The sequence below is a fragment of the Streptomyces sp. NBC_00273 genome (genome assembly GCF_036178145.1).
In the GTDB taxonomy this organism is placed as follows: Bacteria; Actinomycetota; Actinomycetes; order Streptomycetales; family Streptomycetaceae; genus Streptomyces.
Window position 1 is genome coordinate 6,957,881 of record NZ_CP108067.1, and the last position, 12,229, is coordinate 6,970,109.

At 71.8% G+C, this 12,229-nt stretch carries 12 protein-coding genes; 5 read left to right on the top strand and 7 right to left on the bottom strand.

All coding sequences use genetic code 11. The features are described from left to right. The first annotated feature begins 28 nt into the window (after positions 1-28). From OG386_RS30965 to OG386_RS30975, 3 genes are all read left to right on the top strand, one after another. A complete protein-coding gene (locus OG386_RS30965) occupies positions 29-970 on the top strand; it encodes an RluA family pseudouridine synthase (protein ID WP_328790821.1) in 942 nt (313 codons plus the stop codon). Further along, positions 967-1,449 (top strand): GNAT family N-acetyltransferase, encoded by a 483-nt coding sequence (locus tag OG386_RS30970; protein WP_328790822.1) that lies wholly within the window; start codon positions 967-969, stop codon positions 1,447-1,449. Before OG386_RS30965 ends, OG386_RS30970 begins: the two co-directional genes overlap by 4 nt. 227 nt (positions 1,450-1,676) lie before the next feature. Then, entirely contained in the window at positions 1,677-3,269 is a 1,593-nt protein-coding gene (locus OG386_RS30975; RefSeq protein WP_328790823.1) for a Na+/H+ antiporter, read from the top strand. Between the two features lie 79 nt (positions 3,270-3,348). On the opposite strand, the gene OG386_RS30980 is transcribed toward OG386_RS30975, so the two are convergent. After that, a complete protein-coding gene (locus tag OG386_RS30980) occupies positions 3,349-3,891 on the bottom strand; it encodes an SRPBCC family protein (RefSeq protein ID WP_328790824.1) in 543 nt (180 codons plus the stop codon). A gap of 66 nt (positions 3,892-3,957) precedes the next feature. Between OG386_RS30980 and OG386_RS30985 the strand changes: the two genes are divergently transcribed. Continuing rightward, complete coding sequence (locus OG386_RS30985; RefSeq protein ID WP_328790825.1) at positions 3,958-4,548, top strand: TetR/AcrR family transcriptional regulator; 591 nt, start codon at positions 3,958-3,960, stop codon at positions 4,546-4,548. On the opposite strand, the gene OG386_RS30990 is transcribed toward OG386_RS30985, so the two are convergent. Continuing rightward, positions 4,545-5,582, bottom strand: a complete 1,038-nt coding sequence (locus OG386_RS30990; RefSeq protein WP_328793424.1) for a mechanosensitive ion channel family protein — start codon at positions 5,580-5,582, stop codon at positions 4,545-4,547. The genes OG386_RS30985 and OG386_RS30990 overlap by 4 nt on opposite strands. 71 nt (positions 5,583-5,653) lie before the next feature. Between OG386_RS30990 and OG386_RS30995 the strand changes: the two genes are divergently transcribed. Next, positions 5,654-6,223, top strand: coding sequence for a dienelactone hydrolase family protein (locus OG386_RS30995; RefSeq protein WP_328790826.1), 570 nt, complete (start codon positions 5,654-5,656; stop codon positions 6,221-6,223). Between the two features lie 67 nt (positions 6,224-6,290). On the opposite strand, the gene OG386_RS31000 is transcribed toward OG386_RS30995, so the two are convergent. The 5 genes from OG386_RS31000 to OG386_RS31020 form a co-directional block, all read right to left on the bottom strand. Further along, positions 6,291-7,244: a zinc metalloprotease gene (locus OG386_RS31000; protein ID WP_328793425.1), complete on the bottom strand. Its 954-nt coding sequence runs from the start codon at positions 7,242-7,244 to the stop codon at positions 6,291-6,293. A 244-nt stretch (positions 7,245-7,488) separates the two neighbouring features. After that, positions 7,489-9,150 carry an alkaline phosphatase D family protein gene (locus OG386_RS31005; protein WP_328790827.1) on the bottom strand — a complete coding sequence of 554 codons (1,662 nt, stop codon included), beginning with the start codon at positions 9,148-9,150 and terminating at the stop codon, positions 7,489-7,491. A gap of 129 nt (positions 9,151-9,279) precedes the next feature. After that, positions 9,280-10,074 (bottom strand): DsbA family protein, encoded by a 795-nt coding sequence (locus tag OG386_RS31010; protein WP_328790828.1) that lies wholly within the window; start codon positions 10,072-10,074, stop codon positions 9,280-9,282. Positions 10,075-10,122: 48 nt separating this feature from the next. Then, positions 10,123-10,809, bottom strand: coding sequence for a hypothetical protein (locus OG386_RS31015; RefSeq protein WP_328790829.1), 687 nt, complete (start codon positions 10,807-10,809; stop codon positions 10,123-10,125). 39 nt (positions 10,810-10,848) lie between these two features. Beyond that, positions 10,849-12,174, bottom strand: a complete 1,326-nt coding sequence (locus tag OG386_RS31020) for a DUF2252 domain-containing protein (RefSeq protein ID WP_328790830.1) — start codon at positions 12,172-12,174, stop codon at positions 10,849-10,851. Positions 12,175-12,229: the final 55 nt, after the last annotated feature.

Sequence of the window (12,229 nt, forward strand, 5' to 3'; positions counted from 1 at the left end):
CGTCCGCCCCGTCCTGCATACTCGACGGGTGAGTACGATTCCCGAGATCCGCACCCTGCCCGTTCCCGATGGCCTCGAGGGCGAGCGCGTCGACGCCGCCATCGCCCGTATGTTCGGTTTCTCCCGGACGAAGGCGGCCGAAATCGCGGCTGCGGGAAAGGTGACGGTCGACGGCAACGTCGTCGGGAAGTCCGAGCGCGTGCACGGTGGCGCCTGGCTCGAAGTCGAGATGCCCGCGCCGCCGCGGCCCGTCGAGGTCGTGGCCGAGCCCGTCCCCGGCATGGAGATCATCCATGACGACGACGACATCGTCGTCATCATGAAGCCGGTGGGCGTCGCCGCCCACCCGAGCCCCGGCTGGACCGGCACCACCGTCATCGGTGGCCTCGCCGCGGCCGGCTACCGCATCTCCACCTCCGGTGCGTCCGAGCGCCAGGGCATCGTGCACCGCCTCGACGTCGGCACGTCCGGCCTGATGGCCGTCGCGAAGTCGGAGCGCGCCTACACCTCGCTCAAGAACCAGTTCCGCGAGCGGATCGTGGACAAGCGCTACCACGCGCTGGTGCAGGGCCACCCGGACCCGATGAGCGGCACGATCGACGCGCCGATCGGCCGCCACCCCAGCGCGGACTACAAGTGGGCGGTGATCCAGGAAGGCAAGGCGTCCGTCACCCACTACGACCTGATCGAGGCCTTCCGCGCCGCCTCGCTGCTCGACATCAAGCTGGAGACCGGGCGCACGCACCAGATCCGCGTGCACATGTCCGCGCACCGGCACCCCTGCGTCGGCGACCTGACCTACGGCGCCGACCCGACCGTCGCCAAGCGGCTCGGCCTCACCCGGCAGTGGCTGCACGCGGTGCGCCTCGGCTTCGAGCACCCGTCGGACGGGCAGTGGGTCGAGTTCGAGAGCACCTACCCGGCGGACCTGCAGCACGCGCTGGACGTGATCCGGGCGGAGAGCGAGTGACCTCGCCGGTCGAGGGCGCGGTCGAGGTGCGGGTCGCCGCCTCGGAGGAGGACCTGAAGTCCTGCTTCGCGGTGCGGTCCGAGGTCTTCGTGGTCGAGCAGTCGGTACCGGAGTCGATCGAGTACGACGCGTACGACGCGGACGCGGTGCACGTCCTGGCCGTGGGCGCGGACGGGGTGCCGCTGGGCACCGGGCGGCTGCTGCACGGGGACGCGGCGCTGGCGAAGACCGGCGGCGCGCAGGGCGTGGGCTCGCTGGGACGGCTGGCCGTCCGGAAGACCGCGCGCGGGTTGGGCGTCGGTGTGGCGCTGGTCCGCGCGATCGAGGCGGAAGCGGCCCGTCGGGGCCTGGCGGCGGTCGACCTGGGCGCGCAGACGCATGCGCTGGGCTTCTACGAGCGGCTCGGTTACGTGGCCTACGGCCCGGAGTTCCAGGACGCAGGCATCCCGCACCGCGCGATGCGCCGCCCCCTGCCGTAGCCGTAGCCGCAGGCCCTGCCCGGCGCCTCAATCGCCGGCGAGGCTGAAGCACCGGGGCTCCGCCCCCGAACCCCCGCGCCTCAAACGCCGGCGGGGCTGGATCTTTCAGCCCCGCCGGCGATTGAGGCGCGGGCGCGGAGCGCCGTCGGGGTTCGGGCGGAGCCCGACACGGAGCCGCGGCCCCGTCACCGCACGAGCCAAGCGCAGCGGACTGGCAGGGTGGGGGAGTGGATCAGCTTGCTCTGCTGTTCGTGCTCCTGCTCGGAGCCGTGGTCACGGTCCCGCTCGGGGACCGGCTCGGACTGCCCGCGCCCATCCTGATGACCATCGGCGGGGTGGTCCTCGCGCTGGTGCCGGCCGTACCGAACGTCGAGATCCCGCCCGAGTTCATCCTGCCCCTGGTGCTGCCGCCGCTGCTCTACGCCTCCGTGCAGCGCACGTCCTGGCGGCAGTTCGCCGCCAACGTCCGGCCCATCCTCCTGCTGGCCGTGGCCCTCGTGTTCGTCACCACCGGAGCCGTGGCCGCCGTCGCCAACGCCGTCGTGCCCGGGCTGCCGATCGCCGCCGCCCTGGCCCTCGGCGCGCTCGTCGCCCCGCCCGACCCGGTGGCCGCCACCGCCGTCGCCGGATCGCTCGGGCTGCCCCGCCGGATGGTGTCGATCCTGGAGGGCGAGGGGCTCTTCAACGACGTGACCGCGATCGTGCTGTACCACGTGGCCGTCGCCGCCGTCGTGAGCGGCAGTTTCTCCTGGCCGCAGGCGCTGGGGGAGTTCGTGCTCTCCGCCGTGGTGGCCGTGGCCGTCGGGCTCGCGCTCGGCTGGATCGCCAACCGGCTCATGGGGGGCCTCGGCGACGCCACCCTGCAGATCGGGCTGACGCTGCTGGTGCCGTTCGTCGCGTACGTGGTGGCCGAGGAGCTCCAGGGCTCGGGGGTGCTGGCCGTGCTGACGACGGCCCTGTTCCTCGCCGAGTACGCGAGCGACGCCGACGACGTGCTGGGGCGCCTCGCCGGGCACACCTTTTGGGAGGTCGTCGACATGCTGGTCACCGGCGTGGCCTTCGGTCTGATCGGGCTGGAGCTGCACAACGTCTTCGGCACGGCCGAGGACCGGGTGTGGGAGATGGCCGGGTGGGCGGCGATCGTGGTCGCGGTGGTGGTCGGCGTGCGGCTGGTGTGGCTGCTGCCGGCCGGCTGGCTCGCCCAGCGGCTGCACCAGCGGCGCGACTACGACGAGGAGATCCCGCTGAGCTGGCGGGAGAGCGTGGTGATGTGGTGGGCCGGGATGCGCGGGGTGGCCTCGGTGGCCCTGGCGCTGGCCATTCCGCTGCGGACGGACGCCGGTGAGCCCTTTCCCGGGCGGGACCAGATCATCTTCATCGCCTTCGCGGTGATCATGACGACCCTGGTGTGCCAGGGGCTGACCCTCCCGTGGCTCGTACGGCGGCTCGGTGTGGAGGCCGACACGGACGCCGAGCGGGACGCGGAGCGGCAGCTGGCGATCCGCGCGGCCAAGGCGGCGAAGCGGCGGCTGAAGGAGATCGAGGAGGTGGAGGACCTTCCGGAGGACCTGGTCGAGCAGCTGTACCGGCGCGCCTACGACGTGGGGGCCCGGATCAGCCCCGACATGGTGGACGAGGAGCGGCGCGAGGCGTACGCGAAGCGCGTGGAGCGGCTCCACCACGTCCAGCGGATCCAGCGGGAGATGATGTCGGCCGCCCGCCACGAGGTCCTGGCCGCCCGCAGTGAGCCCGGCTCCGACCCGGAGATCGTGGACCGGGTGCTGCGGCATCTCGACGTGCGCAGCCTGCGGGCCCCTTGAGCGGGGGCCCCGCCGTGAACACCGGGCCCCGGACACCGGCGTGGCTCCGGGACCGGGGCTCGGCCACGGACTCCGCGCCTCAATCGCCGGCGGGGCTGGGGTGATGCTCCTCACGCGCCCCGGCCGGCCCGGTCACGAGGCGTTCCAGTCCGCGGAGGAAGCGGACGTACGGGGACCAGCGGGCCGGGCGGGCGAGGGTGCCCGTGCAGGCCAGTTCGGCGCGGTCCAGGCTGTCCTCCAGGACCGCGTCGTGCATCGCGCGGATGGCCAGCGGCCAGGTGATGCGGCTGAGGCCGCTGAGGTTCATCGCGATGGTGTGCCGCAGCACGGTGTGCTCGGCGTCGACGGGCAGCGCGGCGTACTCGTGGAAGCCGCGGAATCCCCCGGGGCCGGTGAAGGCGAACCGCACCCAGGTCCCCGGCACATAGGCGGCGACCGTGTAGCGCACCGGCCCGTGTCCGCCCGCCGCTCCGACCCCGAGGGGGCGGTCGAGCTCCATCTCCTCCCACAGGTGGTGGGGCCACAGCCGGTCGTCCTCGCCGCTGGACAGCGTGTCGATGAGCGCGCCGACCTCGCTCTCCTTCGCCGCGATCACGCGTTCGTGCAAGTTGTAGACGCCCATGGACGGTCCTCCCCTTCGCATTATTAGAGAGGCTCCTCTAATAATCTGGAGGGTACTCTCTGATTCATGGCGAGACCACCCCGCTTCGACACCGACCAGATCCTCGACGCCGCCGTCCGGCTGGCCGCCTCCGCCGGGCCGGGCGGCGTGACCGTGTCCGCCGTCGCCCAGGCGATCGGCGCGCCCAGCGGCTCCATGTACCACCGTTTCGCCGGGCGCAGCGCCCTGCTCGCCGAGGTGTGGCTGCGCAGCGTCGAGCGGTTCCAGGAGGGCTACTTCGCCCGACTGCACGGCGACGCCGACCCCCGCCGGGCCGCCCGCGCGGCCGCCCGGCACGTGGTGGGGTGGAGCCGCGCCCATCCCGAGGAGGCCGCCCTCCTGCTGTACGGCCCGTGGGAGTTCGGTCGCGCCGGCTGGTCGCAGGAGCACATCGGCCGGGCCGACTCGGGCAACGAGCGGGTGTTCGCGGCCATCGCCGCCGTCGCCGCCGCCCTCGGCGCGACCGAGCCCCAGGACCGGGACCGTGTCGCCCTGGCCCTGATGGACCTCCCGCTCTCGGTCGTCCGCCGGCACCTGCGCGGCGGCGGCACGCTGCCGCCGCACGCCGAGGACCTCGCCGAGGAGTGTGCGGCCGCGCTCCTCCCCGCCGCCCCCTAGGGCCGCTCCGCGGCCGGGGTCGTGGCGATGCGGGGGAGGGCGTACGGGTGCTCGGCCACCAGCCAGGTGATCAGGCGCTCGCGGACCGCGCAGCGCAGCGTCCAGAGGTCGTCGGCGTCCTTCGCCGTGACCACGGCGCGGACCTGGACCGTGTGCGGTGTGGTGTCCGTCACGGCCAGCCCGCCGCCGCGGCCGTCCCACTCCGGGATTTCCGTCAGGACGTGCTGGAGCCGCTCCCGCATCAGGTCGATCGGCGCGCCGTGGTCCAGGTGCCAGAAGACCGTGCCGGTCATCTGCGCGCCGCCGCGCGACCAGTTCTCGTAGGGCTTGCTCGTGAAGTAGGACACGGGCATCGTGATGCGCCGCTCGTCCCAGGTGCGGACCGTCAGGAAGGTCAGGGTGATCTCCTCGACCCGGCCCCACTCCTCGTCGACCACCACCGTGTCGCCGATGCGGACGGTGTCGCCGAAGGCGATCTGGAGGCCGGCGAAGAGGTTGCTCAACGAGGCTTGGGCGGCGATGCCCGCCACGATGCCGAGGACGCCCGCGGAAGCCAGCAGCGAGGCGCCGAGCGCACGCATCGGGGGGAAGGTCAGCAGCATCGCCGCCGCGGCGACCACGACCAGCACCGCCGTGACCACCCGGTGGATCAGCGTGACCTGGGTGCGGACCCGGCGCACCCGGGCCTCGTCCTCGGTCGCCGCCGCGTAGCGCGCGTACGTCGAGTCGACCACGGCCGTCGCGATGCGCACCGCGAGCCAGGCCGCGGAGGCGATCAGGACCAGGGTGAGGAACCGGCCGACGCCGAAGGCGTGGTCGGGCAGGATTCCGGCCCACCGGTAGGAGGCCCTGAGCAGCGAGGTGCACAGGACGACCTGGAAGGGCAGCCGGCAGCGGCGCAGAAGGCCCCACAGGGGGGTCTCGGTGTGCCGGGCGTCGGCCCGGCGCAGCAGCAGGTCGAGCAGCCAGCCCGCGATCAGGGTGGCGACCAGTGCGCCGCCGATGACCGTGACGGGGCGCAGGACGTTCTCCATCTCCATGGGTACGAACGTAGCGGGAAGCGGTCCGCGGGCCCCGTGTCCCCGGCGGCTGGCACGATGGAGGCATGAACATCATGCTTTTCCATTCGACGTACGGGCTGCGGCCCGCGGTGCACGCGGCGGCCGACCGGCTGCGCGCGGCCGGGCACCAGGTCCAGGTGCCGGATCTCTTCGAGGGACGCACCTTCGGGACCGTCGAGGAGGGCATGGCCCACCAGGACGAGATCGGCCGTGACGAACTGCTGAAGCGCGCGGTGCTGGCCTCCGCCCCCTACTCGGACCAGGGACTGGTCTACGCGGGCTTCTCCTTCGGCGGTTCGCTCGCCCAGCACTTGGCGATGGCCGACGAGAAGGCGCGCGGGCTGCTGCTCCTGCACGGGACCGCGGACCTGGAGGACGACGCCTCGGTGGACGAGCTGCCCGTGCAGCTGCACATCGCGGACCCGGATCCCTTCGAGCCGCACGACTGGCTGACGGCCTGGTACCTGCGGATGCAGCGCGCGGGAGCCGACGTGGAGGTCCACAGCTACCCGGGTGCCGGGCACCTGTTCACCGACCCGGAGCTGGACGACTACGACGCCGAGGCCGCCGAGCAGCTCTGGAAGGTCGCCATCGGCTTCTTGGGCAGCCTGTAGGCGCGCGGCGCGAAGGCGGAAGGGCCCGGCCCGGCGGATGCCGGACCGGGCCCTCGTCGTCGGGAGGTCAGCCCGCGCGGTACGCGGTCCAGCTGCTCGACATGCGAGCGACCTGGCCGGCGGTGAACTGGTACATGCAGGAGTCGTACGTGTAGTCCATGAAGTTGCGGATCGGGTCCGCGCCCGGCTTGCTCGTGCAGCTGTCGCGCCCGGTCGGGCACTCGTACGCGGCGCTCTTCTCGGCCGGGGTGTCGGAGACGTAGTCGCCGTTGCCGTTACAGCCGCCCTGGAAGGTGTGGTACAGCCCCAGCCAGTGGCCGACCTCGTGGGTGGCGGTGTCACCCTCGTTGTAGTTGGCCGAGGAGCCGCCCGGCAGCGAGCTGTCGAGCACGACCACGCCGTCCATCTTCGGGCTGGAGGCGTAGGACGTCGGGAAGGTCGCCCAACCGAGCAGGCCGCCGGAGAGCTTGGCGGTGTAGAGGTTGAGCGCGCCCGGGCCGCCCTTGCGCAGGGTGTTCTTCATGTCCTTCTCGGCCTGGGAGCCGGAAGCCAGGTTGTACCAGGTGGCGTTGTCCGTGTAGTCGGTGGCCGCCAGGGTGAACTGGAAGTTCGTGTTGACGTTGCCGGTGCCCTGGCCGCCGTAGGCCGCGTTGAGGACCGCGAGCTGCTTGCTGACGTCCGTGGCCGTCAGCTTTCCGGTGGTGCCGGAGTGCACGACGTGGAAGTACACGGGAATGTTCACGACGGCCTCGGCGGCCGCCAGGCTGCGCTGCGGCTGGTTCTTGAGGGCTTTGTCCAGCTTGGCCTGGAGGTCGGTGTCCATGGCCTTCGCCTGCGCGTCGCTGATCGCGTTGGGCTCGTCCGCGTGCTCGTCGTGGGCGCGGGCGACGCGGGCGTTCGCGGCGCCGGAGGCGGCGGGCCGGTCGGCGCAGACCTCGGCGGGGGACTTGGATGCCGCGAGCGTGGTGGGGGCCGCGAGCGGGGTGAAGGCCAGGGTTCCGGCCAGAACTGCCGTGCCCATCAGGCGGCGGCGGAGAAGGGGGGATATGCGGGCAACTGCGCGCACGTGTGCTCCTCGCGTGGGGGGTGTGGTGGGGGGTGGGTGGGGGGTGGTGGCCTGAAGATCTTCTTCAGCTGGCGCGAAGCTTATGTGTGCATGACATATTCAGGTCAAGTGGCTTACGTAAAAGATTTGTTGCTTCTGACGCACATGGGGCGCCTGGTATGTACCAGACGCCCCATGTGGCAAGAGAATTGACGGTCGATCAGCGGACGGGCTGGTGCACCCGTTCCACCTTCTGGGTCCCGTTCAGCGTCCGGTACGACCGGCTCCACGCGGATGTGGCACCCGGCTGCCGCTTGTCGGACACCACGTAGTAGTCCATCTGCGAGCGCTCCGCCGTCACGTCCAGCACGCCGTAGCCGTGCGCGTCCATGTCGAGCCACTTCACGTGCCAGTTGGCGGCCTTGATGGCCGACTCGGCGACCAGCGAGAGGGTGTCCGGCAGGACGTGCAGAATGTCGTCGAGGTTGTCGGAGGTCACCGAGGTGACCACGAACTCGGTCGCCGCCGTGCCCGAGCCCGGGTACGTGGCCATGTTCATCGGGACCTCGTTCGCCCAGGCCATGTGGATGTCACCGGTCAGGAACACGGTGTTCTTGATGCCCCGGTCCTTCAGGTGTCCCAGCAGCTCCTTGCGGTCGTCCGTGTAGCCGTCCCACTGGTCCGCGCTGATCGCGATGCCGCCCTCGGGCAGGCCGAGCAGCTTGGTGAGCGGCTTCAGCAGGTGCGCGGGGAGCGAGCCGAAGGCCACCGGCGAGATCATCACCGAGGTGCCGACCAGCTTCCAGGTCGCCTCCGAGCCCGCGAGGCCCGACTTGAGCCAGTCCAGCTGGGCGCGCCCGGTGATGGTGCGCTCCGGGTCGTCCACCGAGCCGCTGCCGACCTTGGTCTGCTGCGAGCGGAAGGAGCGCAGGTCCAGCAGGTGCAGGTCGGCGAGGGTGCCGAAGCGCAGCCGGCGGTAGACGGTGCCCGCGATGGAGGCGCGCACGGGCATCCACTCGAAGTACGCCTGCTTGGCGGCGGCGGCGCGGGCCGCCCACTCGCCCTCGGCCCCCGGGGTGTGGTTCTCGGCGCCGCCGGCCCAGGCGTCGTTGGCGAACTCGTGGTCGTCCCAGATGGCGATGATCGGGTGTGCGTGGTGCAGGGCCTGGAGGTCGGCGTCCGTCTTGTACTTGCCGTGGCGCGTGCGGTAGTCGGCGAGCGAGACGATCTCGTGCTTCGGCTCGTGCGGGCGTACGACGTACTTCGCCTCCGGATATCCCCCGGACTGGTACTCGTAGATGTAGTCACCCAGGTGCAGGATCGCGTGCAGGTCCGTGCGGGCCGCCAGGTGGCGGTAGGCGGAGAAGTAGCCGGACTCCCAGTTGGCGCAGGAGACCACGCCGAAGCGGACCCCCTCGGTCGTCGCCTCGTGGGCCGGGGTGGTCAGGGTGCGCCCGACGGGGGAGGAGGTGCCGCCGGCGGTGAACCGGTACCAGTACGGCGTCTGCGGCTGCAGCCCGCGCACGTCCACCTTGACCGTGTGGTCGGTGGCGGCGCTCGCGGTGACGGTGCCGGAGCCGACGATGCGGGAGAAGCCCTTGTCGGCCGCCACTTCCCAGTTCACCTGGGTGGCCGGGCCGAGCCCGGAGCCGGGGACGGCCTCGGGGGTCGGGGTGACGCGGGTCCAGAGCAGGACCCCGTCGGGCAGCGGGTCGCCCGAGGCGACGCCGTGGAGGAAGGCGGGCGCGGTGCCCGCCGCATGGGCGACCGAGGCGCCCAGTGAGGTGAGGGGGGCCAGTGCGGCAGTGGCCGCGGCGGCCAGAACGACCGTGCGGCGGCGGGGAGTTGCCGCAGACTGGGAGGAGGTGAGATGACTGGTCACGGATGATCATATTACCGACGGGTACACCCGCTCGAACAGGTGCGTGCATGCAAAGGGCGGGCGAACTCTGGGAGTTCACCCGCCCTTCGAGGCGGCCATCCGGACGGTGATTTCCGGATTGCCCCGGGATCAGCCCTGCAGGGCCTTGTCGATCGCCGCCGTGAACAGTTCCGCCGTCTGCGGGGTCTCGATCTTCTTGCCGTCCATCTTCAGGGTCGGCGTGCCCTTCACCCCGGACTTGTCGAAGGACTTCGACATCTCCAGCGCCCAGCGGTCGTACGTACCGTCCTCGACGGCCTTCTTGAACTCGGCGTTGCCCTTGAGCGCCGGGACCGTGTCCGCGACCTTCAGCAGGTAGTCGTCCTTGGCGAAGCTGTCGACGCTCTCCTCGGGGTGCAGGTCCTTGGAGTACAGCGCGGCCTTGTAGTCGAGGAAGGCCTGCGGGCTGACGTTCAGCGCCGCGCCCAGGGCGCTCAGCGCGTTCTTCGAGCCCTCGCCCTTGACGGCGTTGTCGATGAAGGTGGCGCCGATGTACTGGAGCTTGTACTTGCCCGCGTCCACGTCCTTCTTGACCTGCTCGCCGGCCGCCTGCTCGAAGGCGGCGCAGGCCGGGCAGCGCGAGTCCTCGTACAGCTCCAGGGTCTTCTTGGCCTCGGGCTTGCCGATGACGACCGTGGTGCCGTCCTCGCCCTCGGTGTTCTTCGGCTTGACCAGCTCGGCCTTGGCGGCCTGCTCCCAGTGGCCGGGCTGGTTCGACTGCACGATCGCGTAGCCGATGGCGCCGACCAGGCCGAGGGCTGCGACCACCGCGCCCGCCACGATCACCTGGCGGCGCACCTTGTCCCTCTTGGCCTGGGCCTCGCGCTCGGCGCGCAGACGCTCGCGGGCCGCCGCCTTGTTCGCCTGGCTGTTGCGTGAACTCATCGTGATCTCCGTGGGGTGTGACGTGTGGAAGGGACTGCCGTACGTGCGTCAGGCGCGGGCGAGCGCGCCGAGCACGGGGGGTCCCCGCCGTCCCACGGAGTGTGCCGGGAAGCGGGTGCGGGCCCCGGCGGCCGGACGGACCGACCGCAGCAGCGCCCGCGCCGGCCGGCGGGCCGCCGCGACCGAAGCCGCCGCCAGCAGCAGCGGCCGGAACGCGAAGGCGGCCACCGCCCGCAGCAGCCGGCCCAGTGCCCGCTCGCCGTGGCGCAACCAGGCGGCGGCCAGCAGTCCGACCGAGACATGGGCGCCGAGCAGCAGCCAGGGCGTGTACGGCCCCGGTGAGGACAGCAGCGCGGCCGCATCGGCCGGCCCGGTCACCTCGGTCAGCGGCCCGCCCACCGGCGTGCCGCCGCACAGGGCGTCCAGGCCCATGGCGCGCAGCGGGCCCGCGACGGGTCCGCCGGCCGGGCCGTAACAGAGGTGCTGTCCGGTGGTGAAGACGGTGTCGGCGGCCAACTCCAGCGGTACGAGCAGCCCGGCGATGGGGCCGAAGCCCCGTTCGCGGCCCGCGAGCGCGTAGGCGATCGCGAACACACCCGCGAAGGCCCCGGCCACCAGCGTGCGCGGCAGCGGGACCTGGGACATCAGGACGTGCGAGCCCGAGGAGAGCAGTACGACGAGCGCGCTGAACAGCGCGGCCCGCAGCCCCCTGAGTCCCGTCCCGGAAATGTCCATCCTCGCGAGTGTGCCATGCGTTCCTGTGGAACGAGCGGCTCAGGGAGTGAGACGCCCGTTACGGAAGAGGTCCACGAAGATCTGGTGGTCGGCGCGCGCCCGGGCCCCGTACGCGTGGGCGAAGTCCACGAGCAGCTCCGCGAACCCCCCCTCGTCCGCCGCGATCGCCGCGTCGATGGCCCGCTCGGTGGAGAAGGGCACCAGGGACTGCCCGCTCTCGGCCTCGTCGGCGGACGCGTGCATGGTCGCGGTCGCCCGGCCGAGATCGGCGACGACGGCCGCGATCTCCTCCGGGTCGTCCAGGTCCGACCAGTCCAGGTCCACCGCGTACGGGGAGACCTCCGCCACCAGCTGCCCGGCCCCGTCCAGTTCCGTCCAGCCCAGCCACGGGTCGGCGTGCGCCTGCAGGGCGCGCTGCGAGATGACCGTGCGGTGCCCCTCGTGCTGGAAGTACTCCCGCACCGCCCGGTCCGTGATGTGCCGGGAGGCCGCCGGCGTCTGCGCCTGCTTGAGGTAGATCACGACGTCGTTCTCCAGGGCGTCGCTGTGCCCCTCCAGCAGGATGTTGTAGGAGGGCAGGCCCGCCGAGCCGATGCCGACGCCCCGGCGCCCCACCACGTCCTTGACCCGGTAGGAGTCCGGGCGCACGAGGGACTCGTCGGGGAGGGTCTCCAGGTACCCGTCGAAGGCGGCCAGCACCTTGTACCGGGTGGCGGCGTCCAGCTCGATGGAGCCCCCGCCGGAGGTGAAGCGGCGCTCGTAGTCCCGTATCTCCGTCATGGAGTCCAGCAGCGAGAAGCGGGTCCGGGAGCGGGCCGAGCGCAGCGCGTCCAGCAGCGGGCCCTCGGCGGTGTCCAGGGTGAAGGAGGGCACCTCCTCGTTCTTCGCCCCCGCGGCCAGCCGGTGGATCCGCTCCCGGTAGGCGCCCGCGTAGATCCGCACCAGCTCGCTTATCTGGTCGTCGCTGAGCGCCTTGGTGTAGCCGATCAGGGCGACGGAGGCGGCGAACCGCTTCAGGTCCCAGGTGAAGGGGCCGACGTAGGCCTCGTCGAAGTCGTTGACGTTGAAGACCAGCCGACCGTTGGAGTCCATGTACGTGCCGAAGTTCTCGGCGTGCAGGTCTCCGTGGATCCACACCCGGCCCGTCCGCTCGTCCAGGTAGGGGCCGCCGTGCCGGTCCCGCTCCAGGTCGGAGTAGAAGAGGCAGGCGGTACCCCGGTAGAAGGCGAAGGCCGAAGCCGCCATCTTGCGGAATTTGACCTGGAAGGCAGCGGGGTCGGCGGCGAGCAGCTCACCGAACGCGGTGTCGAACACGTCGAGGATCTGCTCGGCGCGCTGCTCGTCGGTCGTCTCGGGGACCGCCATGGCGGGTTCCTCCTGGTGCACGGGCTGTTTCAGGTTCCGACCGACTGGACGCCGG